The organism is Microcystis sp. MC19, assembly GCF_003019735.1.
Classification (GTDB): domain Bacteria; phylum Cyanobacteriota; class Cyanobacteriia; order Cyanobacteriales; family Microcystaceae; genus Microcystis.
In genome coordinates, this window is the sequence record NZ_CP020664.1 from 3,301,255 (window position 1) to 3,322,562 (window position 21,308).

General features: G+C 43.0%; 21 protein-coding genes and 1 pseudogene. 11 read left to right on the forward strand and 11 right to left on the reverse strand.

What is annotated here, in order from left to right; genetic code table 11:
• The first annotated feature begins 167 nt into the window (after positions 1 to 167).
• From B5D77_RS16835 to B5D77_RS16855, 5 genes are all read left to right on the forward strand, one after another.
• Positions 168 to 863 carry a response regulator transcription factor gene (locus B5D77_RS16835; RefSeq protein WP_002795661.1) on the forward strand — a complete coding sequence of 232 codons (696 nt, stop codon included), beginning with the start codon at positions 168 to 170 and terminating at the stop codon, positions 861 to 863.
• Between the two features lie 175 nt (positions 864 to 1,038).
• Entirely contained in the window at positions 1,039 to 1,251 is a 213-nt protein-coding gene (locus B5D77_RS16840; protein ID WP_106909245.1) for a hypothetical protein, read from the forward strand.
• A 1-nt stretch (position 1,252) separates the two neighbouring features.
• On the forward strand, positions 1,253 to 1,684 hold the full coding sequence (locus B5D77_RS16845; RefSeq protein ID WP_008203031.1) for a type II toxin-antitoxin system VapC family toxin: 432 nt from the start codon (positions 1,253 to 1,255) through the stop codon (positions 1,682 to 1,684).
• A gap of 67 nt (positions 1,685 to 1,751) precedes the next feature.
• The gene (locus B5D77_RS16850) at positions 1,752 to 2,051 is read left to right on the forward strand and encodes a type II toxin-antitoxin system HigB family toxin (protein WP_002777884.1); all 300 of its coding nucleotides are present in this window, start codon (positions 1,752 to 1,754) and stop codon (positions 2,049 to 2,051) included.
• Positions 2,035 to 2,433, forward strand: coding sequence for a type II toxin-antitoxin system HigA family antitoxin (locus B5D77_RS16855; protein ID WP_002797362.1), 399 nt, complete (start codon positions 2,035 to 2,037; stop codon positions 2,431 to 2,433). The genes B5D77_RS16850 and B5D77_RS16855 overlap by 17 nt, the downstream gene beginning before the upstream one ends.
• Before the next feature lie 174 nt (positions 2,434 to 2,607).
• On the opposite strand, the pseudogene B5D77_RS16860 reads toward B5D77_RS16855, so the two are convergent.
• Positions 2,608 to 2,748: pseudogene (locus B5D77_RS16860) on the reverse strand (WD40 repeat domain-containing protein); the annotation flags it as partial.
• A gap of 478 nt (positions 2,749 to 3,226) precedes the next feature.
• Here B5D77_RS16860 and B5D77_RS16865 point away from each other — a divergent pair.
• Together B5D77_RS16865 and B5D77_RS16870 are read left to right on the forward strand one after the other, a co-directional pair.
• Entirely contained in the window at positions 3,227 to 4,015 is a 789-nt protein-coding gene (locus tag B5D77_RS16865; protein WP_106909246.1) for an ABC transporter permease, read from the forward strand.
• Between the two features lie 157 nt (positions 4,016 to 4,172).
• Positions 4,173 to 4,757 carry a pseudouridine synthase gene (locus B5D77_RS16870; protein ID WP_008203860.1) on the forward strand — a complete coding sequence of 195 codons (585 nt, stop codon included), beginning with the start codon at positions 4,173 to 4,175 and terminating at the stop codon, positions 4,755 to 4,757.
• 351 nt (positions 4,758 to 5,108) lie between these two features.
• Here B5D77_RS16870 and B5D77_RS27340 read toward each other — a convergent pair whose 3' ends face one another.
• Positions 5,109 to 5,375: a transposase family protein gene (locus tag B5D77_RS27340; protein ID WP_106909247.1), complete on the reverse strand. Its 267-nt coding sequence runs from the start codon at positions 5,373 to 5,375 to the stop codon at positions 5,109 to 5,111.
• 727 nt (positions 5,376 to 6,102) lie between these two features.
• On the opposite strand from B5D77_RS27340, the gene B5D77_RS16885 reads away from it, so the two are divergent.
• Both B5D77_RS16885 and B5D77_RS16890 read left to right on the forward strand, forming a co-directional pair.
• Positions 6,103 to 6,972, forward strand: a complete 870-nt coding sequence (locus tag B5D77_RS16885; protein WP_008203044.1) for a bile acid:sodium symporter family protein — start codon at positions 6,103 to 6,105, stop codon at positions 6,970 to 6,972.
• A gap of 43 nt (positions 6,973 to 7,015) precedes the next feature.
• On the forward strand, positions 7,016 to 7,612 hold the full coding sequence (locus tag B5D77_RS16890) for a hypothetical protein (protein ID WP_039900179.1): 597 nt from the start codon (positions 7,016 to 7,018) through the stop codon (positions 7,610 to 7,612).
• 23 nt (positions 7,613 to 7,635) lie between these two features.
• On the opposite strand, the gene recA is transcribed toward B5D77_RS16890, so the two are convergent.
• The 4 genes from recA to B5D77_RS16910 form a co-directional block, all read right to left on the reverse strand.
• The gene (gene recA / locus B5D77_RS16895) at positions 7,636 to 8,703 is read right to left on the reverse strand and encodes a recombinase RecA (protein ID WP_106909248.1); all 1,068 of its coding nucleotides are present in this window, start codon (positions 8,701 to 8,703) and stop codon (positions 7,636 to 7,638) included.
• A gap of 126 nt (positions 8,704 to 8,829) precedes the next feature.
• Positions 8,830 to 9,783, reverse strand: coding sequence for an aldo/keto reductase (locus tag B5D77_RS16900; protein WP_106909249.1), 954 nt, complete (start codon positions 9,781 to 9,783; stop codon positions 8,830 to 8,832).
• 668 nt (positions 9,784 to 10,451) lie between these two features.
• Positions 10,452 to 10,787 carry a XisI protein gene (locus B5D77_RS16905; protein ID WP_106909250.1) on the reverse strand — a complete coding sequence of 112 codons (336 nt, stop codon included), beginning with the start codon at positions 10,785 to 10,787 and terminating at the stop codon, positions 10,452 to 10,454.
• Complete coding sequence (locus B5D77_RS16910; RefSeq protein WP_002751648.1) at positions 10,775 to 11,191, reverse strand: XisH family protein; 417 nt, start codon at positions 11,189 to 11,191, stop codon at positions 10,775 to 10,777. The genes B5D77_RS16905 and B5D77_RS16910 overlap by 13 nt, the downstream gene beginning before the upstream one ends.
• Positions 11,192 to 11,569: 378 nt before the next feature.
• Here B5D77_RS16910 and B5D77_RS16915 point away from each other — a divergent pair, with 378 nt between their 5' ends.
• Together B5D77_RS16915 and B5D77_RS16920 are read left to right on the forward strand one after the other, a co-directional pair.
• Positions 11,570 to 12,295 carry a 2-phosphosulfolactate phosphatase family protein gene (locus B5D77_RS16915; protein ID WP_016514541.1) on the forward strand — a complete coding sequence of 242 codons (726 nt, stop codon included), beginning with the start codon at positions 11,570 to 11,572 and terminating at the stop codon, positions 12,293 to 12,295.
• Positions 12,296 to 12,378: 83 nt separating this feature from the next.
• Entirely contained in the window at positions 12,379 to 13,626 is a 1,248-nt protein-coding gene (locus B5D77_RS16920) for a folylpolyglutamate synthase/dihydrofolate synthase family protein (protein ID WP_106909251.1), read from the forward strand.
• On the opposite strand, the gene B5D77_RS16925 is transcribed toward B5D77_RS16920, so the two are convergent.
• From B5D77_RS16925 to B5D77_RS16950, 5 genes are all read right to left on the reverse strand, one after another.
• Positions 13,600 to 15,189 carry a DUF3352 domain-containing protein gene (locus B5D77_RS16925; protein WP_106909252.1) on the reverse strand — a complete coding sequence of 530 codons (1,590 nt, stop codon included), beginning with the start codon at positions 15,187 to 15,189 and terminating at the stop codon, positions 13,600 to 13,602. The two genes, B5D77_RS16920 and B5D77_RS16925, sit on opposite strands and share 27 nt — an antisense overlap.
• A gap of 175 nt (positions 15,190 to 15,364) precedes the next feature.
• Positions 15,365 to 16,513, reverse strand: coding sequence for a quinone-dependent dihydroorotate dehydrogenase (locus B5D77_RS16930; RefSeq protein WP_106909253.1), 1,149 nt, complete (start codon positions 16,511 to 16,513; stop codon positions 15,365 to 15,367).
• 97 nt (positions 16,514 to 16,610) lie between these two features.
• Complete coding sequence (locus B5D77_RS16935) at positions 16,611 to 17,486, reverse strand: J domain-containing protein (protein ID WP_052277458.1); 876 nt, start codon at positions 17,484 to 17,486, stop codon at positions 16,611 to 16,613.
• Positions 17,487 to 17,666: 180 nt separating this feature from the next.
• The gene (gene dnaK / locus B5D77_RS16940) at positions 17,667 to 19,829 is read right to left on the reverse strand and encodes a molecular chaperone DnaK (RefSeq protein WP_106909254.1); all 2,163 of its coding nucleotides are present in this window, start codon (positions 19,827 to 19,829) and stop codon (positions 17,667 to 17,669) included.
• A 529-nt stretch (positions 19,830 to 20,358) separates the two neighbouring features.
• Positions 20,359 to 21,285 carry an RluA family pseudouridine synthase gene (locus B5D77_RS16950; RefSeq protein WP_106909256.1) on the reverse strand — a complete coding sequence of 309 codons (927 nt, stop codon included), beginning with the start codon at positions 21,283 to 21,285 and terminating at the stop codon, positions 20,359 to 20,361.
• Between the last annotated feature and the right edge of the window lie 23 nt (positions 21,286 to 21,308).

Sequence of the window (21,308 nt, forward strand, 5' to 3'; positions counted from 1 at the left end):
GAATGTATGAATTATGAATTATGAATTGGGGAGATGGGAGAATAATAAAAGCAATCTCCTGACTCCTATCTCCTGACTACTGACTCCTATCTCCTGACTACTGACGACCGGCTGCTGATAGCTGATAAGATAGGATTCGGACAATATTCGATCGCTGCGAGAAATTCATGGACACACCTGCGAAAGTTTTGTTAGTGGATGACGAACCGGGGGTTCGTGAATCTGTGCAAGCATATCTACAGTACGGGGATGACTTCGAGGTAAGAACTGCTAGTAATGCTAACGAAGCCTGGGATTTACTCAATCAAGAAATTCCGGAATTAGTCATCTCCGATATTATGATGCCGCAGGTGGATGGCTATCAGTTTCTGAAGAAATTGCGCGAAGATGCTCGTTTTCAGACAATTCCCGTGGTTTTTCTCACTGCTAGGGGGATGACAAGCGATCGCATTCAGGGTTATAATGCCGGTTGTGATGCTTATTTATCCAAGCCTTTCGATCCCGAAGAATTAGAAGCATTAATCAAGTCTTTAATCGAGCGCCGTCGTCAATCCTTGCAAGCCACCAGCGAAAACGCTAGATTAGAAGAAATTGCCCGAGATATCCGGGAATTAAAACAGCAGGTGGGACAACAGAACACTTTTACTACTACTCCCCCCCCGATTAAAATTGACCTTACCCCCCGGGAACAAAGTGTTTTAGATTTAGTGGCGGAGGGATTGATGAATAAAGAAATTGCCAGTCGTCTAGAAACCAGTGTCAGAAACGTAGAAAAATACGTCAGTCGCTTATTTAGCAAGACTGGTACTAATAGTCGCACGGAATTGGTACGTTTTGCCCTAAAACACGGTTTAACCAGTTAATATAGCAGCTAAGGACAAAGTAACGGACGGGAGTTTCACTAACTGACGATGACAAACAACTGAATTACCGATGGAAAACGTTTCATCAGTTCATCTTATGGCTTCTGGCGTTGAAACAAATTTTGTTTTAGAGCTAACCTTCGAGCAAGAGCAGAATTAGGAGGATATGTCAACCATGTTAAGCACTGATCTAGAGATAAGACTAGCAACTTTAGAAGCTGAAGTAGCACTGCTTAAGCGTTTGCTACCTACTGTCAGCGAAACTCCCTGGTGGGAAAAAATTGTCGGCACTTTTGCTGACGATCCGGTTTACGAAGAGGCAATGCAGTTTGGTCAAGAGTACCGCCAGTCTCTAAAACCATTAGCCGAGGAAGCATCCGAACCCTGAAATGTATCTCCTTGACACCGATCATATTAGTATTCTTGATCGCGGGGGACAACCGGCACAACAATTGCTGAAAAAACTGGCTGCTATTACAAGCAGCGAAGTTGCCACCACAATTATCACCTACGAAGAACAAATGCGGGGATGGCTCAGTTACATAGCCAAGGCAAATTCGATTGAAGCTCAAGTTGTTGCCTATCGAAGGCTAGAAAAGCACCTCGCTAATTATCGCACGATTCCCATTGTCGGCTTTGATGAAAAGGCAGGTCAAGTTTTTCAAGAACTTCGGGTAACTTACCCTCGTTTGGGTTCGATGGATTTGAAGATTGCTGCTATCTCAATGGTTAATCCGGCTATCCTGCTGACGAGAAATCTCTCAGATTTTGGGCAAATTGCCGGTTTAAGAGCAGAAGATTGGACGATTACAGGCAACTGAATTACCCAGAGAAAAACAACTTTGGCAGCGAATCACCCCCAAAGATAATTTATGTTTGTTTTTATAAATGCACGTCATCAGCTATCGAAGACTACGAGAATTTACGAATAAACACGCTGATTCCCGAATAGCTTTAGAGAATTGGTATAAAATTGCCAGTAAAGCGATTTGGTATAATTTAGTTGAGGTTCAAACAGTATTTCCTAAAGCAGAAGCAGTTGGTAACTTTACTGTTTTTAACATTAAAGGGAATAGTTATCGTCTCATAACCAGTATCGATTATCAGAAGCGGCTAATTTATATCAAGTATGTTTTAACTCACGCTGAATACGATAAGGAGCAATGGAAAAATGACCCTTACTTTTAATCCAGAAAAATACAAAGAATTACTAGCTCGCCATTTACCTAAAGTTATTAAAACAGAGGCAGAAAATGAAAAAGCTTTGGCTATTGTGGAAGAATTAATGCACCGTCAGCAGCGAACTCCCGAAGAAGATGAACTTTATGAGCTTCTAATTTTTTTAATTGGGAATTTTGAAAAAAGCTTTTATCTACAGGAATCAACCACACCTCATTCTATGTTATTGTTTTTGATGGAACAGCAAGGCGTTAATAAGAAAGACATAGCCAGAATCCTTGGCTCTGACAAAATTGCCTCTAGTTTAATTGAAGGAAAAGGGTCAATTACCCAAGAACAGGCGAAATTATTAGGACATTTCTTTAATGTAGATTATAGTTTGTTGATGTAGATACGATCCCCTCTAGCTTTTTGGTTGAGTTGAGCGCTTTAATATTTAGGAGAAAACTGCTCGATTCAATAATTTGAGCGAAACCCAACATTTTTAAAGACATCGGTGCAGTTTCCCGCAAGTGTCGCTCATTTTTGATAGACAAAAGTTATTGCTGTCACCCCCAACACAAGTTTACTGTCCCACCCGCCAAATTTTGATAGTTTTGTCACCACTCCCACTAGCTAAATAGCGGCCATCGGGACTATATACTACTGAGTAAACCCCACTAGAAGGACCGGTAAGGGTACGCAATTCTTTTCCCAAGGATGTTTTCCGGTTAATAAATGCACAAAAGTTCGTCCTAAAGCATGAAAATCTGATTAGACCTCTTGCATAAATCCGAAAACAAACGATAGAAACAACAATGGGAGGGACTTTCAGTTAATTATTTATTAGTAGTTGATAATCTTCAAAAATGTTGCTGTACAAGGATCGACTTAAGACTTTTGCAAGAGGTCTAATAATTGCAAGTTTTCCCTCCCTGACCTTGACAGCATTTTATCATAAGTAAGCTAAAACGGATTTTAACCGCCTATCCTTAAATTAGCTAAATCTCTCCCAATCCCTTGACTCTTGCCTCTTGTCTCTTGCCTATCCTTAAATTAGCTGAATCTCCCCCAATCCCTTTACTGTTGCCTCTTGCCTATCCTTAGACGATGATTATTTTTCTGGTGCGAAAAGCTCGCCCTTGAAAAAGGGGACAATTATTAATTATTATTAAAAGTATATTTACTAATTAACCAAAATACCAGTGAAACTAGCTCAAGCTCAGACGATATTAACAGACACTTTAACCGTATTTTGGGGAGAATGGCTAGATTTACGCGCGAGAGTCCTTCAGATCGCCGCCACAGGTTTAGTTTCTCCCCTAATCTATATTATCGGTTTCGGGTTGGGGTTGGGAAGCGCCCTCGATCGCTCGATGAAACCCTCGCTCGGCGATTCTTATCTAGAATTTATTTTACCCGGAATGGTGGCCCTGTCCTCAATGGCGATCAGTTTCGGGGGAACCACCTTTTCGATATGTGGCGATCGCTTATTTAGTAAAACCTTCGAGGAATTATTATTACTTCCCGTCCATCCCCTCTCATTATTTTTAGGCAAAGTTTTCGCGGGAATTTTGCGCGGTGTAATGACTTCTGCATCAGTGATTCTCGTCGCTATCTTATTTACAGGAAAATTTGTCAGTTTTCTCAATCCCCTCTTTTTATTAGTTTTAATCTTAAATTGTGCCGTCTTTGCCAGTTTAGGGGCAATTGTCGGATTGCGAGTTACATCCCTCGAAAGTGTCGGTCTGTATAATAACTTTTTAATCGTGCCGATGTCTTTTTTAGGAGCAACTTTTTTCGATCCCCAAACCTTACCATGGCCATTAAAAATTATTGTTTATTCTTTACCCCTCACCTATGCTAGTCTGGGATTAAGAGCCGCAGCCTACGATATTAATCAATTTCCTTGGTTCGCTATCCCCATTTTATTAATCGTCGCTATTCTTCTCTCAATCGTCGGTGCTTATCAATTCTCCCATCAACGGGATTGAATCAGTTATCAGTTATCAGTAATCAGTTATCAGATTTAAGTATTCGGTGAACAGTATTAAGTGGCAAGTTCAGAGCTTTCTTTTCACGGATTACTGTTTAATTTTTACTGATAAAAGTAAAAAGCTCCTGACTCCTATCTCCTGACTCCTTTTTCCCTTGAATAAATATATCCTTTTTTATAAACCCTACGATGTATTATGTCAGTTTACTAATGAAAATGGGCGCTCGACTTTAAAAGATTATATTCCTATCCCAAACATCTATTCTGTCGGTCGTTTAGATAGGGACAGCGAGGGATTATTATTACTCACAGATAACGGTCAATTACAGCATCGTTTGGGTCATCGTCAATTTGCACATCCGCGCACCTATTGGGTACAAGTCGAAAGAATTCCAGACCTAAACGCTTTAGAAAAATTGCGTCAAGGTCTTCCTATACAGGATTATCGCACTCGACCGGCAATAGTTAGCTTACTAGATTTTGAACCGGATTTACCCCCCAGAGAGCCACCGATTCGTTATCGAAAATCTGTTCCCACCGCTTGGTTAGAAATTACCTTAACTGAGGGAAGAAATCGTCAGGTAAGAAGGATGACGGCTGCCGTTGGTTATCCCACTTTAAGATTAATTAGAACAGCCATTACTATTGACAAAAACAATAAATTATGCTTAACAGGATTACAACCTGGTCAATGGCGAGAAGTGACTGAAAAAGAGAGAAAAGCCTTAGAAAGGTTATAATTTCTGTAAGCAACCTTGATAAGTGGCGGGGTGGAATTAAATATAAAATGAACGTAGGTTGGGTTGAAGCATGAAACCCAACGCCCGCATGGGTTACGCTATCGCTAACCCATCCTACAAATAATTGTGCCTACCTACTTAAGTGGCGGGGTGGAATTAAATATATAGCAATTCCCATAGTTGTATGGAAATTACCTAGAGACTTAGAGGAATTACGTTTGCTAATTGGTCAACGACTCGAAGAAATGAATAAAGAGGTAATTGCTTCAATTGTTGGACGAGGTTATATCCTGGATGCTCTATCTGTAGTTGGCATTTAGAGAATTGGTATAAAAACGTCGATAACCACTCCTATTTGCTCAGTCCGTCAACTTCCATGTCTTCCCAGCCATTTCCCCCTGCCAGCACCGCAAGAATCGCAATGGTTAAAATATCCCCCAGTTGGTGCAAGGGAGTCCGTTCTATCCGAGGGTCTTTAATTGCGGCAAAACAGTCCTTCAGACGCTGACTCAGAGCGCTCGCTTCCAGAGTTTTCCGACGGTTCTTTCCTTGAGTCAGCGTGGGAGCAAATCCTTGGGACATGAGAGGGTCGCGAATCAGTGGGACAACAACTATCATCCTCTAAAAGTCCTCTCCAGGGAAGGAAAGCTGACAAATTGTCATGCCTCTTGCCTACACCTTATACTAAATCTGGTTATTAAAAACTGATTATTTAGGGCTTGCTGAATAATGGTAAAACCCTTTTAAAATAAGGCTTTTGACCTGTTAAAGTCCGATGTTAGTGCTGCGAAAATAGGATTGGGACTTTCAAAAACCTTGCATTATCCTTCTTGTGGTACATCGCTTGGTACAAAAAACAAGGGCAACAAAGCCTGAAACGACCGGCTACTGACTCCTGACTCCTGACTCCTACCCCCAGGAAAAACTTTTTCAGCAGACCCTATTTATTCCCTTTTGCCTTTTGCCTTTTGCCTATCCTCCTAAGTAGCCTATACTCAACGGATTTTCTATCATTACTTGTCTTAGATGTCTGTATAATTTGCTACATTTTTATATGCGCTTACCCTGTTTGGCTCTCCCAGCTTTGGTGGGTAAAATGTATTCTAAGATACATTTCTCAAGAGCGAGGGGGTGGAACGAACCACAAAGACACAAAGGACACAAAGATCGATCGATCCTATGTCAATTAAACTTATCACACAGAACCTAGAAGAGCCCCTGTTTCTCCTACAATTTAACCTCCCCTGCACACCGGGGTTTTTTGGTCGGCAAAATCGGTAACTAGGGACACGAATAAATTAGTCAATTTATGGTAAAATAAGCCCGTCTTTTCCGATTTTATCCGATGCAGGCCGACTTTTTTACTAATATCCTCTTACCCGTTGCCCTAGGCGTTTTAATGTTAGGCATGGGATTAGGATTAATTCCCGCCGATTTTCAGCGTATCACCCGTTATCCCAAAGCAGTCCTGATCGGTTTAGTCAATCAAATTATTATTCTACCGATCGTCGGCTTTATTATTGTTTCTCTTTTGCCTCTCCAGCCAGAAATTGCCGTCGGTTTAATGATTGTCGCCATTTGTCCCAGCGGGCCTTCCTCCAATGTTTTAACCTATTTAGCTAAGGGAGATGTGGCCCTTTCTGTTACTTTAACCGCTTTTAGCAGCATCATCACCATTTTCACAATACCTTTTTTAGCTAGTTTCATTCTCCAGCATTTTATGGAGGAAAGTGCCGCCATCTCCCTACCCATTGGTCCTACTATGGCGCAGATATTTTTGATTATAGTTTTCCCCCTGGTTATGGGTATGACTATCCGCCATTACTTCCCTTTACTGGCCAAAAGTCTGGAACCGATAACTAATCGTTTGGCCGTGATTTTTCTAGCACTTATTATCTGCTTATTAATCCTGAGAGAATGGCAACGTTTACCTTTATTTATCGCTCAAACTGGCCTCGCAGTAATCATTTTAAACACGATTGCTTCCCTAATTGGTTTTTTCAGTGGTCTTTTATTTCAATTAACTATTCCCCAAAGAATTTGTATTGCAATTGAAGTGGGTATTCAAAGCGGCACTTTAGCTATTGCTATCACTGCCGGTTTATTAAAGAATCCCGATCTGGCCATTCCCGCAATGGTCTATAGTTTATGGATGTATGTCAGCGCTTTTATCGCTGTTTATTATGGTCGCAAAAAAGCAGCTTTGGCAAAATAGCTAAATCGGGTGATAGGATCTAGCTAAAAACTGATAAATGATTATGTTAATTGGTAAATATTTAACCCTAGAGGAATTATCTACCTGTTCCCAAACCTATCAAAAGTATGCAGCACAAATCGACCCCTATCCCAAAAATCCTGCAACGATCACCGCTTGGCAAAATCTCGCTCACTTTATTATCGATCCAATTATTGATAATTTTGGTCGAGAAAGATTCCAATTAACCTATGGATTTTGTTCTAATGATCTGAGAAAATTTCTCCAAAAAAAAGACCCAATCACCGGCTTAAAAAACGGTAGAATCGATCCCAGTCGTGATCAACATTGCGCCCACGAAATTAATCAAAAAGGTCAATATTATTGTCAGCGATTGGGGGCAGCCTGTGATTTTCGGATTATCGATTTAACGAGCGATCGCCTGATAGATTGGATTTTAAACCAAAAATTACCCTTTGACTCTCTCTATTTTTACGGAATTAATCGCCCGATTCATATCAGCTACGGACCCCAACATAAACGAGATCTATGGACTTTTACCGCTAAAGGAACACCAACTAAAAAAGGTTTACAATCATGGTTAGAAGCCGCTAAATCCATCGATTCTGAAGCTAAAAAATCCCCCGAAACTGGGGGATAATCAAGACCTCAAACCCTCTTCTTTTAGATTTCTGGTTCCAGATCGTCCTCCTCGTCCTCATCGGCCGGTTCCGTGGGGAAAGGAACCGAACCCATATCTAATTTATCCCGCAATAACTTCTCAATTTCCGCCGCTACTTCTGGCTTTTCTTCAAGATATTTAACGGCATTATCGCGACCCTGGGCAATATTTTCGCCATTATAGCTATACCATGCCCCTTTACGAGTAACTACGTTAGTTTGTTCGGCGATATCGAGCATACAACCCACCTGGGAAATGCCTTTACCGAAGATAATATCAAATTCAGCAATCCGGAAAGGAGGCGCGACTTTATTTTTAGCCACCTTAACTTTAGCCCGAATTCCGTATTCCCCTTCCGTGCCTTTTTTCAAAGTTTGAATGCGACGGATATCTAAACGCACCGAGGCATAGAATTTTAAGGCCGTTCCTCCGGTGGTCACTTCAGGATTGCCGTAGGTGACACCGATTTTTTGCCGCAGTTGGTTGAGGAAAATCACCACACAACCGGATTTACCAATATTACCAGCAATTTTTCGCAGGGCTTTACTCATCAAACGGGCCTGCAAACCCACCTGATTATCCCCCATTTCCCCCTCAATTTCCGCCCGCGGCACTAAAGCGGCCACCGAGTCGATGACAACGATATCCACGGCCGAAGAACGCACTAACTGGTCAACTATTTCTAAGGCTGCCTCCCCCGTGTCCGGTTGTGCCACCAGTAAATTATTGATATCTACCCCTAAAACATCCGAATAGGTGGGATCTAACGCGTGTTCCGCATCGACAAAGGCCGCCACTCCCCCGGCTTTCTGCACTTCTGCGATCGCATGGAGGGCTAAGGTGGTTTTTCCAGAACTTTCCGGCCCGTAAATTTCGACGATGCGGCCTTTCGGTAAACCGCCACCCAAAGCCATATCTAGGGTTAAAGCACCGCTAGGCACGGTTTCCACCCGCATCCGGGTGGCATCTCCTAAACGCATGATCGAACCTTTGCCAAAGTTGCGCTCGATTTGATTTAAGACTAAGCCTAAGGCTTTATCTCGATCGGAGTTATTTGTCATTGTCGCCATTAATTTTGTCCCAGTTTTCTTAAGTAGTACAGCAGTATGCAAAGATTGTAGCCTGTTTTAATCTTGATCACCAAAAAGTTAGAGACTTTTTCCAGAATGGTGATCAAAAATCAAAAGTTTTGATTTTTACAGCCAAGGCCGGCTCATCTGTTCTAATTGCGTCACCTCTCGCGCTTCTAAACTCCATCCTAGGGCCCCGGCATTTTCGATCGCTTGGGCGGCAGTTTTTGCCCCCGGAATGGGAATTACATCCCCTTGGGCGATTAACCAATTGAGGGCGACTTGTGCGGGGGTTTTTTGGTATTTTGCGCCCAATTCTTGCAGTACCCTTAAAATTGGGGCTATTTTCTCCAAACCTTCTTTTTTGAACCGTGAGTCAACTTTTCTGGCTCCATCGGGCAAATTCTGGCTTTCTGGGCTATATTTACCCGTCAGTAGTCCTTGAGCGAGGGGGCTGTAGGCGAGGATGGTGACACCTAATTCCTTGGCCGTGGCTAAAATTGCCTTAGTTTCTATTTTGCGATACAAAAGCGAATACTGCACCTGATTGACCGCTAAGGGAACCTCTTTTTTCGCCAAAATCTGGCTTGCTTGACGCATTTGCTCGGCGGAATAATTACTTACACCCACGGAACCAATGCGGCCGCTTTTTACTTCTTCCCCTAGGGCATTGATTAGGGTTTCTTGGCTAATTAGGAAGGTGAAGGGCCAATGTACTTGGTAAAGGGCAATTTTATCGGTTTTTAGACGGTTTAAGCTCTCGGTAATGGCATTATGCACCGCACTCGCCCCCAATCGCCACGGTACGGGGGCAAATTTGCTGGCAATATCGATGGGAATATCGGTCTGTTGGGTAAATTTTCCTAAGAGTCGTTCCGATTCCCCCAGGCCATAGACTTCGGCAGTGTCAAAAAAGGTGATTCCTGCCTCTACTGCCGCTTTAAAGGCCTCCTCTACCTGACTAGCTCCGTATTCCTTGCCATAGTTCCAGAATAGTTTATCTCCCCATGCCCAAGTCCCGATTCCCAAAGCACTGACGGCAATTCCTGTTTGTCCGAGATTAGCGGTTTGTCTAGTCATATTCCCTACAAAGAATGACAGCGTTTCTCATTTAAAGTTGAAGTGTAACCTATATTTGGTCTGACTCCCCACTAAACCCCTTTTTTGATTCCGGGAAATTCCCACCCATAATTAATGGGAAAGGACTTGACTTTGCCGGCGACTTGCGCTATGCTTTTTTTATAATCGGAATCCGTGCAAAAATTTTTTAGACCCACAGATTTCCATTATGAATAAAATCTTTTAAAAATATTATCGCAAAATCTGCCGATAAAAGCAAGCAAAATTTTGCCGATAATTGTTAAGTTTTGTTAACAAAGAAATACAGAGATCAGCAAGGTAAAAAAATCGAAGTCTCTTGCTGATCTTGGTTGTCGCCTAAGCTAAGTAGGTAGGCACAATTATTTGTAGGATGGGTTAGCGGTAGCGTAACCCATGCGGGCGTTGGGTTTCATGCTTCAACCCAACCTACGTTCATTTTATATTTAATTCCACCCACCTACTTATGATTAGGTTAGGCGAATTTGGCGCTTTGACTAATTGTTAGTGCTAACTTCCGTGGTTTCAACAATTGCCGTCGGACAGACATTGCTGGGATTTTTGTCAATTGTTTTCGATAATCTTTCTAAATTTTTCTCCTGTTGAACCTATTTTATGACAATAATGTTGTCAACTTTCTCTGATTAAGATTAACCCACCGCAAACCCTGTATATTCTCTGACTAGGGGTTCATGAAAGGCTAAAACAATATCTTCTTTAGGAACGCCTAAATTAACCAATTCATTGGCAATTCCCACCTCAGTGCCATCATGTTGTATCCAGATTTTACCCTTTTTAATATCGAGATGCAAAACACAACCATGATATCTTCGTCTATTTTTCCAGCCAACATACATCAATTGATAGTGATCGCCAACTGTATCAAAAATCAATTGTTGTTCAATCGGCTCTTTAGATGAACCTATCTGAGAATATTCAGTAATGACTTGCTTGACATAGTGACGATATTGTTCTAATTTTTCCATTCGACAATTACCTCCCCAATCGGATCATAAATAATCAGGTAAATTTGAAATCGTTTAACGACAGTTTGAATAAATCGCAATTCAAAAAAACTATAATAAATATCTAAGGGAACAGCTAAATATAACTGTCTTTTAGGTTCTTTTTCTTCTAAAGCAACACGATAATTAAAGAATTGTCCAATGGCAGTATGAAATTCTGAAATGCTGGATTTACCGATAAAACTTTTAATTTCAACGGCTATCTTTTCATTATCTTTTTCTGCGGCTATCAGTTGCTCTGCTCCTAAATCGACATACATTTCTACATCACCCACTTCAATCCTTAAAGGGTCATCCGTAATGATCCAACCCTCTTTTTCTAATCCTTTTCTCACTGCACCATGAAAACGATCTTTAGCAGACATGAATCTTGAAGTTAGCAGGCATAATAATTATTAATTATAACATTTAGTCATGATGAGCGATCCGGGGTGAGAACATCTCAAAACCTATTGACAATTAGCCAATTTTGTGATCCGCGTGGGCATTTCAAATGATGAGCTAAGACGTATTTAAACCGCTTATTCTTAGATTAGCCCCCCAACCCCCCACCCCCCCTGCCCCCCCGACATCGGGGGGGTATTGCCTCTTGCCCGATCTAAACAAGCAATTTGAATTAAGAACAGCTTAACTAGCTGACATCCATCGTGATAAAATCGGCCTTGTCTTTCTTCTGCCAGCGCAACGCCGAGCGGCGGTATGTTGAGCTTATTTCCCCTTTTACTTTTTACTTGGTATAACTCGTGCAGGTTTTCATTTATCATACTCCCGAACTTACCCCCGTCCATACTCTACCCGATTGCGCCGTCGTTATCGATGTTTTAAGAGCGACAACCACGATCGCCACTGCCCTCAATGCTGGTGCGGAAGCAGTGCAAACCTTCAGCGATCTGAAAACCCTGATGCAGGTGAGCGATACCTGGCAACCAGAAAAACGTCTCCGGGCAGGAGAAAGAGGCGGCGCGAAAGTGGAAGGCTGCGATCTGGGCAATTCTCCCCTCGATTGTACCCCTGATTTAATGAAAGGTCGTCGTCTGTTTATCAGTACCACTAACGGCACTCGCGCTCTGCAAAGAGTGGAAGAATCCCCAATCGTGATCACTGCGGCCATGATCAATCGGCAAGCTGCCGTTAATTACTTATTGGATAGGCAGCCCGATACCGTCTGGATTGTTGGCTCTGGTTGGGAAGGGGGTTATTCTTTGGAAGATACGGCCTGTGCTGGAGCGATCGCCGATGCGCTACAAGAACAATCGGGGCAAATGGCGATCGGTAATGATGAGGTTATCGCCTCGATCGCTCTTTATCGTCAATGGCAAAATGATCTTTTAGGAATGTTCCACAGTTGTAGTCATGGTCAGCGCCTCTTGCGTCTCCACTGTCAAGAAGATTTAAAATACTGCGCTAATATTGACTCTCTTGATGTTTTACCGATCCAAAAAGAACCGAGCATTTTAGTCAAACTTTAGACATTATCACCCAGAGAAAGGGTCATCAGTGCAGGTAGGAGTATCGATCCTACCCGGATTCCTTTATTTATAGTTTGCCAACCATGACTATCGATTCTTTACTGCAACCTTTTCAGCGTTTTGGTGTCAATCTCGGTTTAGAAAGAATAAAAAATCTGCTGGAGATTTTAGGCAATCCCCAAGATAAAATTCCGATTATTCATGTCACGGGAACTAATGGCAAAGGTTCAGTTTGTGCCTATCTATCCTCTATTCTCAGTACCGCCGGTTACAAAGTCGGACGTTATATTTCTCCCCATTTAATTGATTGGACAGAAAGAATCTCTATTAATGGCGAAAATATTGAAACCGCGACTTTAGAAAACCTGCTTAAATATATACAATCGCTTATCGATCCCCAGCAGGAAAGTCCTACTCAATTTGAGGTAATTACTGCCGCTGCTTGGCTGTATTTTGCTCAGGAAAAGGTGGATATTGCCGTGATGGAAGTGGGTTTAGGAGGAAGATTGGATGCGACTAATGTTTGCGCTCAACCTTTAGTTACTGTCATCACTTCTATCAGTCGGGAACATTGGCAAAATTTAGGTCCCACGGTTGCCGATATTGCCGGGGAGAAAGCGGGGATATTAAAAGCGAATTGTCCCGCAGTTATCGGACAATTACCAGAATCAGCGCAGGGAGTAGTTAGGGAGAGAATCAAGCTGTTAAATTGTCCAACGGTATGGGTAGAAGCTGCCGAAAAAATTGCCGATAATCGGGCTAAATATCAAGGTTTAGAATACCCTTTATCCTTAGCGGGAGATTTTCAATTAACTAATTCGGCTATAGCGATCGCTGTTGTTAATATTTTGCGTCAGCAAGGTTGGCAAATTAGCGATGAAGTCGTGCAGGAAGGAATGGCAAAAACTCGCTGGTTAGGACGTTTACAAACCGTTAATTGGTGTCAGCGAGAAATTTTAATAGATGGCGCTCATAATCCTGCTGCTGCGATTGGTTTAAGGCAGTATGTAGATAGTTTAAAGGCTCCAAAAATTATCTGGGTGATGGGAATTTTATCGACTAAAGATCATCGAGAAATATTCCAAGCTTTATTAAGAAAAGGCGATAGTTTATATTTAGTTCCTGTTCCTGATCATAGCAGTGCTAATCCTGAAACCTTAGCGGAATTAGCGGCTTCAATTTGTACAGAATTATCTCACCTAGAGACTTGTTCTGATGTATTTTTAGGACTAAAAAAAGCCATCCAAGAATCTGCCGATAGTCAGATAATTCTCTGTGGATCGCTTTATTTAGTTGGTTACTTTTTAGGGAGTTTGTTTCAGGGAAAATAAAACATCAATTTTACTGGTGGTTTTATCAGGCATAGTGGCAGTAATTCCGATCCCGCGTACCGATTCTAAAAACGCTTTTGTTTCCGGGGTTAATTCCGTGGCAGGAAGATTATTAATTCCCCCTGCTTTAGCGATAATTTGCTCCACATCGATGAAGAAATAACCGAGATTATTTTTAGGCAAATTTGCGATCGATGCTTGGAAATTCTCACTTTTGCTAATCGGTTGATTCGGTTGCGGTTGATAGGGAATTCCGACGGTCATTTTTAGGGTATCATTATTAGCCCAAGCATAGGTTAAAAGTGCTTGTTCTTCCGCTTTCCATTCAGTCACATCTTGGCCAGAAATTTGACTGTTTTTTATGGTGATAAAGGGAACAGTTTTCACCAATTCATTTAACTTATCGAGGGTAATTTTTGCCGCTTTCTGATCGCCGGTTTGCCAGATCATCATTCCCCCAAAACCTAACCCTCCCACTGCTTGCTGGTTGGGGATAATTCCGAAGGCAAATTCTCGATCCATCCAGTTAAAAACTTCTTTATCCGCGTCAAGGGTTGCCATCTGAAAATTCTCACGGATCTGACGGAGATAAGCTTGTAATTCTGGGTTGGTTTGGGACTGTTTTTCTGCTTCTTCCCATCCCTGTTTAAGATTATTACCGCTCCAGAGTGCGATGGTATCTCCAGGGAAATAATTTAAAACTTTATTTTTGCTAGGGGAAGGTAGGTTAGAAATAGTTTCAGGGGCCAGTTTAGCCACCATTTGTAATTGTAATCCCGTATCGGTGACACCCACTCCCGCAACAATATCCTGAATTTTTGCTAATTCTTGCCGACTTTGGGGGGATAAATTGGCATCTGGTCCCAAGATTGCGGCATAATCATCAATATAAATTGTTGCTAGGGTATTGGGTAGGTTGAGGGATTGGGAAAGCAGTTTTCTCACTTCCGGTTTACTGCTAAAAGATGGCTGTCCTTGATAGGTATTGATCGCCGCTTCTAACACCTTTTTATCGTAGGATATCAACAAAAAATCGCCAGTAACAGCAGTATAAATAGTGGTGTTATCCTGCCAATCTATAGCAGTAATTTTAATACCTTTGTAGTCACTGGTGCTAGTTTTGCGATTAACTTCTTGTCCTAGTTTTTTCTGGAATTCCGATGCTTTAATTTTATCTTTGATACCGATAACCGTTAATAATTCCGATTGTCCGGGGGTAGTTGCGGGAAGGAAAGCAAAGCTAATACTACCGATCCAAGGTTCGATATCCCGTTGATAATCAATCTTATCGGTGAAGATATTTTTCTGTAATTCTTCTAGTCCTTGACTAACCGCAGTTCGCGATTCTGGTGTACCATATTTAGCTAACACTGACCAAGCTTTTGCATCCGTGGAGACAAAACTACTAGCAAAGGCAGTTTCTGGGATAACTTTTGCCGATTGCAAGGGGGTGAATCTTTGCCAAGGTAGTTGTCCTCGTAGATAAAGATAGACACCTCCTGCGGTTACTGCTGTTAGTCCTAGGACGACTAAACAACCGGGTAAAAATGATTTTTTTGACATAGAATTGTGGTTTGGTTAAAAAGTTCCATACTTGGCGATCGATTTGTCTGCGGTTGTAGTCTCTAGAGTAGTCCTATTGTAGTTATCCTAATTATCTTATCTTATCCCCAAAGGTGACAGACAACATTTCAGCTAATTTTTCCGAAATTATTGCTAATTACCAGAGAAAATTGGCTCATTCTTGGTTAGCTTGCCAACCCACTGCTTGATTAATATTAGTCAACCCATTAGCCTCTAATTTTTCTGTTAATCCTTGTAAAATATTTGATACTAGCCAGGGTCCTCGGTATAACCAACCGGTATAAATCTGTAATAAACTCGCACCAGCCGTAATTTTTTCCCAAGCATCATCGAGAGAAAAAATACCTCCCACTCCAATTATTGGTAAATTGCCTTGGGTTTGCTGATAGATAAAACGGATCACTTCTGTGGAACGTTCCCGCAAAGGTTGCCCACTAATTCCCCCGGCTTCTTCAGTGATTGGTTTACCAGTTTCAGGCAGAATTGTAGTTTTTAATCCCGTGCGTTTAGTGGTGGTATTAGTAGCGACAATTCCGGCTAATTGATAGGAGAAAGCTAACTCAATAATCATTGTGATATCTTCCCATTCCAAATCGGGAGAAATTTTCACTAATAGTGGTTTTCTGCCTTGATTTTCTGTTTGTAAAATGTCGAGGATTTTATCGAGTTGTTCCCCACTTTGCAGGGAACGCAAACCGGGAGTATTGGGAGAACTAACATTAACGACAAAATAATCAGCATGGGGGAATAAATAGCGAAAACTGCCTAAATAGTCCTCTGGGGCCTTTTCTAGGGGCGTATTTTTCGATTTACAGAGGTTAATACCGATGGGAATCTGTCGGGGTTGTCGTTGCCAAGATTGCTGGAGAGTTGCCGCTAGAACCGGCGCACCGAGGTTATTTGCCCCCATACGGTTTAATCCCGCCAAATCTTTCGGTAAACGAAATAATCTCGGTTTTGGGTTGCCCGGTTGCCCTTCTAGGGTGACAGCACCCACCTCGGCAAAACCAAAGCCGAAATTATGCCAAAGTCCTGCCCCTAAACCGTCTTTATCGAATCCTGCCGCTAATCCGACGGGATTGGGGAAATTTAACCCCCAGAGGCTTTGAGATAGGCGAGAATCGCTAAAACTCAGGGATTCTGATAATTGTGAGATTAACCATTGTCCCCAAAATCCCCCCCGCGAGCGATCGATTTTTTGCAGAGTATTTAATAATTGTTTTTGTGTTCCCTCTAAATTGCCCCGAATAGCCTTGAAAGCTAGAGGATAAAAAGGTTTAATCGTATCAATTATATTGGTCATAATCAAGCGGGATTAAGGTGTAGGGTGGGTTAGGCAAGGACAAGTTATGTTTTTGACAAAAAATTTCAAATTTGCCGTAACCCACCTAGCATAATCTTTATAAACCTTGGCGAGGATTAAAAGTTTCGATCGCCCGTATTTTTTGATAAAGTTCTAATTCTTCAGGGCTAGGATTGGGAGGATTAACTAAGATAATTTCCACTAATTGATCGCCTCTTTCTCCTTGGGAAGTGGGATAACCTTTATTAGCTAAACGTAATCTTTGACCGCTTTTAACTCCCTTAGGAATCATCATTTTAACTAACCCGTCAATGGTAGGAATTTCTACAAAACCGCCCACAATTGCCTCGCTAGGAGTAATTGGTACTTGACAGACAATATCAGAACCTTGAATCCTAAAAAAAGGATGCCTAGCGATAGTTATTTTTAAATATAAATCGCCCCCTTCAATCCCCTGACCTTTGAGACGAATTTTCTGCCCATCGATCATAGCTGCTGGCATATCAACCTCTATTGATCTACCATCTTCCAGACGAATTCTTTGTCGGCCACCTTGATAGGCTTTCTCCAAAGGTAAAGTCAATTTTGCCTCCACATCTCGACGAGTTAAACGGGGAGAGGAGGCAATTTTAGCGCGCTTAGTATTAAGGTTATTAAAATCTCTAAACTTCCATAAATCCTGTTCTGTACGGGGTATTTTTCCATTCCCGTTACTATTGGCTTTTTCCCCCGGACGTATCCCGCGGCGCTTAATCCCCGTCAAGGAACGATTATACTCAACCCGTTTTTCTTCATCGGAGAGAACATCGTAAGCTTCATTAATATCTTTAAACTTTTCTTCGGCCGATTTATCCCCCGGATTGACATCGGGATGATATTGGCGCGCCAGTCGTCGAAAAGCCTTTTTTATCTCGTCACTGGTAGCCGTGCGAGATACTCCTAAAACATCATAATAATTAACTAATTGTGGCATATATTCAGTTATCAGTTATCAGTTATCAGTCATCAGTTATCAGTCATCAGTCATCAGTTATCAGTTATCAGATTTGAGTTCTAAGTGAGCAGTATGTATTAAGCGAGCAGTATTAAATAGTAGTTTCCCACTGTTTTTTTACTGATTACTGTTTACTGATTACTGTTCCCTGATCACTGATTAAAACCAATCATCATCGTCATCATCCCAGTTATTTTGGGTGGGGATATTGCGGGAACGATTGCCGCTGCTGCGGTTACTTTTACTATTGTTATAACTTTTTTCCTCCGAACGGGGGGGACTTTGCCAATCGCTATCGCGGCCATTGTAGTAATTGTCCTGATTGCGGGGGCGATAACTATCTTGATTAGCCGAATAATTGGGTCGATAATCACTTTGATAACCCGGTGTAGTGGGACGATAATCCTGACGATAACGATCGCGACGCGGTTCGGAGGGAAGATCATCTTCCTTATCTCCAGTAAAAGTCTTGCGAATAGCGCTAAAAAAGCCCTCGTCTTCCTCGTCGTATTGTAGCCGTACCTCGCGATTTAATTCATAGATAACATCCTGTAGGTCCGCCTGGGCGCGATCGAGGCGACGGTCATCATTTTTCTCCAAAGCGTCGATAATTTCCGTACTCAAAGACTCAATTTGACGACGATAGGAACGGGTGAACTCATTACCAAAATCGAGAGTAACATCTTTTAAGCGTCGTTGGGCTTGATCCACCAGAGAGCGGGCGCGATTGCGTTTATCCACCTTTTCGCGACGGGTACGATCTGCTTCGGCAAATCGGGCAGCATCGCCGATCATGCGGTTAATTTCCCCTTCGCTGAGGGTAGAAGCTCCTTGAATGGTGACACTTTGCTCCCGTCCGGTCATTTTATCCCTAGCGGTGACTTGTAGAATGCCGTTAGCATCGATATCGAGGGACACCTGCACTTGGGGAATACCCCGGGGTGCGGGGGGGATACCGGTTAATTTAAAACGTCCCAGGGATTTATTATCGCTGGCCATTTCCCTTTCCCCCTGCAAAACGTGAATTTCCACCACAGTTTGATTATTTTCGGAAGTGGAAAAAAGGTCAGATCTGCGGACGGGAATAGTGGTATTGCGGGGGATTAACTTTTTCATCACACCGCCGATGGTTTCTAAACCCAAGGATAAAGGGGTCACATCGAGGAGCAGCACGTCTTTGACCTCGCCGCCCAAAATTCCCGCTTGAATAGCCGCCCCGACCGCTACAACCTCATCAGGGTTAACATTTTGATTGGGTTCCCTATCGATAAAACTCCGCACCAAATCCTTCACCACCGGCATCCGCGTGCCGCCGCCCACCAGTACCACTTCGTCTAGTTGGACGGGGGACAAACCGGCATCAGAAAGGGCCCGTTTGAGAGGACGACGGAGACGACTGATTAAATCGCCACATAATTCCTCAAATTGGGCCCGACTCAGGCGAGTTTCGATGTGTTTGGGCCCGTCTTCCGTGGCGATGATAAAGGGTAGATTAATATCGGTGACACTGACCCCAGACAGTTCAATTTTGGCTTTTTCTGCCGCTTCTGTCAGTCTTTGTAGTGCTTGCCGGTCTTGGCGCAGCTCCACGCCTTCCTGTTCCAAAAATTGATTGGCTAACCAATCGACGATTCTTTTATCGAAATCATTACCGCCTAATTGGGTGTCGCCACTGGTGGCTTTCACCTCAAAAACGCCGTCACCCACTTCCAGGATAGAAACATCAAAAGTACCGCCCCCCAGGTCAAAAACGAGGATTTTCTTGCTTTCCTGTTCATCGAGACCGTAGGCAAGGGCAGCGGCGGTGGGTTCGTTGAGAATCCGCAGCACTTCTAACCCGGCGATTCGGCCCGCATCCCGGGTGGCTTGACGTTGGGAGTCATTAAAATAGGCGGGGACAGTGATTACGGCCCCGGTGACTTCTTCCCCTAGATAACGGCTGGCTTCTTCGGCTAATCGGCGTAAAACTAGGGCGGAAATTTCTTCAGGGGCGAATTCTTTTTGCAGACGGGGGCATTTAATTTTGATATTGCCCATCTCATCCCGGCGGATGGTGTAGGGGACGCGCTTCGATTCGGGGTTTAATTCCGAGTAGCGACGACCTATGTAGCGTTTGACTCCATAGTAGGTGTTCTGGGGATTGAGTACCCCTTGTCGCCGGGCCATTTGACCGACCACTAACTCCCCATCTTTATTAAAACCGACCACAGAAGGGGTGGTTCTCATGCCCTCCGAGTTGGCGATGACCACCGGCTTTCCGCCTTCCATCACGGCGACGACGGAGTTAGTTGTCCCTAGATCAATGCCTACTACTCTACCCATGCTTGTTTTTGTCTCCCCCTAGATTTCGATAACTTCGGGACTTTTACCTTCGATCGATAGTTTAAATCGCTTAATGCTTGTTGACAATATTGTATCGAATTGTCTTAGGTTCTCGCTCTCGCTTCGGAGCGATTGAGGGTGTGATTACCGAAGTGGTCTTTTAGTGATCGCTTGTCATCCGGCTTGGGGGGGTTTAAATAGGGTCTGCGGCAAAAAGTTTTTCCTGGGTGCAGGGTGTGGGGTGTAGGGTGTAGGGTGTAGGGTGTGGGGTGTAGGGTGTGGGGTGTGGGGTGTGGGGTTTTACCCATTTTCAGACGGTCAATTACCCAATTTTCAGGGAAAAAGTCCCTCAATTTTCGCCCCGATCACTCTCGACTGGCACTTTTTGAGATCAAAAAAGCCTAAAGATATTATCCCACAAGGTTTTTAGATTTGTTCAGCCAACCCTAAATATTGCTAGATTTGGAGATTTGCGCTATTAAACCTCTTGCAAAAGTCAAAAAGTAATCAATCCTGATGCTGAAAGCATCTATTCTTCTTTCTGTTGCCTGACTTCTGCAAGAAGTCTATTGACTAATTCTGGTGGCGGCTGACAGGAAATAGAGATTCTTTCCCCTGTACTGGGATGATTGAAAAGGATTTGATTGGCATGGAGATAATAACCACAATCTCCCGGCACTGCATCCGGTCGCGGTAATCCTCCCACGCCATACAAGGGATCACCGATTAAAGGATAGCCAAAAAAGGCCAGATGAATGCGAATTTGATGGGGTCTGCCCGTAAAAATTTCTACTTCTAATAGGGTACTATCGGGATGTTTTTTTAAGACTCGACCATCACTGCGGGCCGATAACCCATCTGTGAGCGCACCGTAAACGTAGCCTAAAATGGGATGGGCGATTTTCCCGATCGCTTGATTAATAGTAAAATTATCTGGTATGTCGCCCTGACCAACTAAAGCTCGATATATTTTGGTAATTTTCCCCTCCCGCATCTGTTGACTCAATTTAGCTCTGGCGGGCTTTGATTTCGCCATTAAGACTATGCCCGAAGTGCCGCGACCAAGACGATGAATCGGATAGGGAGTGACCTCGGCATAATGCTGATGTACCAAATGGATAAGAGTATGTTCGAGAAATCCACCCCCCGCTAACACGGGTAATCCCGAAGGTTTCGCCACCACTAACACCTCGGCATCCTCGTAGAGTACCTCAAAAAGGAGCGGTACATCCGGTTCTGTCCAGGGCGGGCGCTGATAGGTCAATTGCTGCCCGATTTCCAAGATTGTATCGGGGCAAGCGGGACGACCGTTGACGAGAATTGCTGCTGATAAAATGCGATCGAGCCATTCTTCTGGGCTAGAATGGGGATATTTGCCCGTATAGTAGGCTAATAGGCTTAATCCTGCCTGATTTCTGCTAATTTTATCTCGATAAATCCAACCTTGATTGGCCATTGGGTAATTATGAATTATGAATT

Bases quoted from the DNA above. Each gene is read 5' to 3' on its own strand.
- B5D77_RS16935 (WP_052277458.1), bottom strand. From the start codon at position 17,486: ATGCCACAATTAGTTAATTATTATGATGTTTTAGGAGTATCTCGCACG.
- B5D77_RS27340 (WP_106909247.1), bottom strand. From the start codon at position 5,375: ATGATAGTTGTTGTCCCACTGATTCGCGACCCTCTCATGTCCCAAGGA.
- B5D77_RS16900 (WP_106909249.1), bottom strand. From the start codon at position 9,783: ATGACTAGACAAACCGCTAATCTCGGACAAACAGGAATTGCCGTCAGT.
- recA (WP_106909248.1), bottom strand. From the start codon at position 8,703: ATGGCGACAATGACAAATAACTCCGATCGAGATAAAGCCTTAGGCTTA.
- B5D77_RS16910 (WP_002751648.1), bottom strand. From the start codon at position 11,191: ATGTCTGCTAAAGATCGTTTTCATGGTGCAGTGAGAAAAGGATTAGAA.
- B5D77_RS16920 (WP_106909251.1), top strand. From the start codon at position 12,379: ATGACTATCGATTCTTTACTGCAACCTTTTCAGCGTTTTGGTGTCAAT.
- B5D77_RS16840 (WP_106909245.1), top strand. From the start codon at position 1,039: ATGTTAAGCACTGATCTAGAGATAAGACTAGCAACTTTAGAAGCTGAA.
- B5D77_RS16885 (WP_008203044.1), top strand. From the start codon at position 6,103: ATGCAGGCCGACTTTTTTACTAATATCCTCTTACCCGTTGCCCTAGGC.
- dnaK (WP_106909254.1), bottom strand. From the start codon at position 19,829: ATGGGTAGAGTAGTAGGCATTGATCTAGGGACAACTAACTCCGTCGTC.
- B5D77_RS16950 (WP_106909256.1), bottom strand. From the start codon at position 21,285: ATGGCCAATCAAGGTTGGATTTATCGAGATAAAATTAGCAGAAATCAG.
- B5D77_RS16835 (WP_002795661.1), top strand. From the start codon at position 168: ATGGACACACCTGCGAAAGTTTTGTTAGTGGATGACGAACCGGGGGTT.
- B5D77_RS16930 (WP_106909253.1), bottom strand. From the start codon at position 16,513: ATGACCAATATAATTGATACGATTAAACCTTTTTATCCTCTAGCTTTC.
- B5D77_RS16845 (WP_008203031.1), top strand. From the start codon at position 1,253: ATGTATCTCCTTGACACCGATCATATTAGTATTCTTGATCGCGGGGGA.
- B5D77_RS16850 (WP_002777884.1), top strand. From the start codon at position 1,752: ATGCACGTCATCAGCTATCGAAGACTACGAGAATTTACGAATAAACAC.
- B5D77_RS16890 (WP_039900179.1), top strand. From the start codon at position 7,016: ATGTTAATTGGTAAATATTTAACCCTAGAGGAATTATCTACCTGTTCC.
- B5D77_RS16925 (WP_106909252.1), bottom strand. From the start codon at position 15,189: ATGTCAAAAAAATCATTTTTACCCGGTTGTTTAGTCGTCCTAGGACTA.
- B5D77_RS16855 (WP_002797362.1), top strand. From the start codon at position 2,035: ATGACCCTTACTTTTAATCCAGAAAAATACAAAGAATTACTAGCTCGC.
- B5D77_RS16905 (WP_106909250.1), bottom strand. From the start codon at position 10,787: ATGGAAAAATTAGAACAATATCGTCACTATGTCAAGCAAGTCATTACT.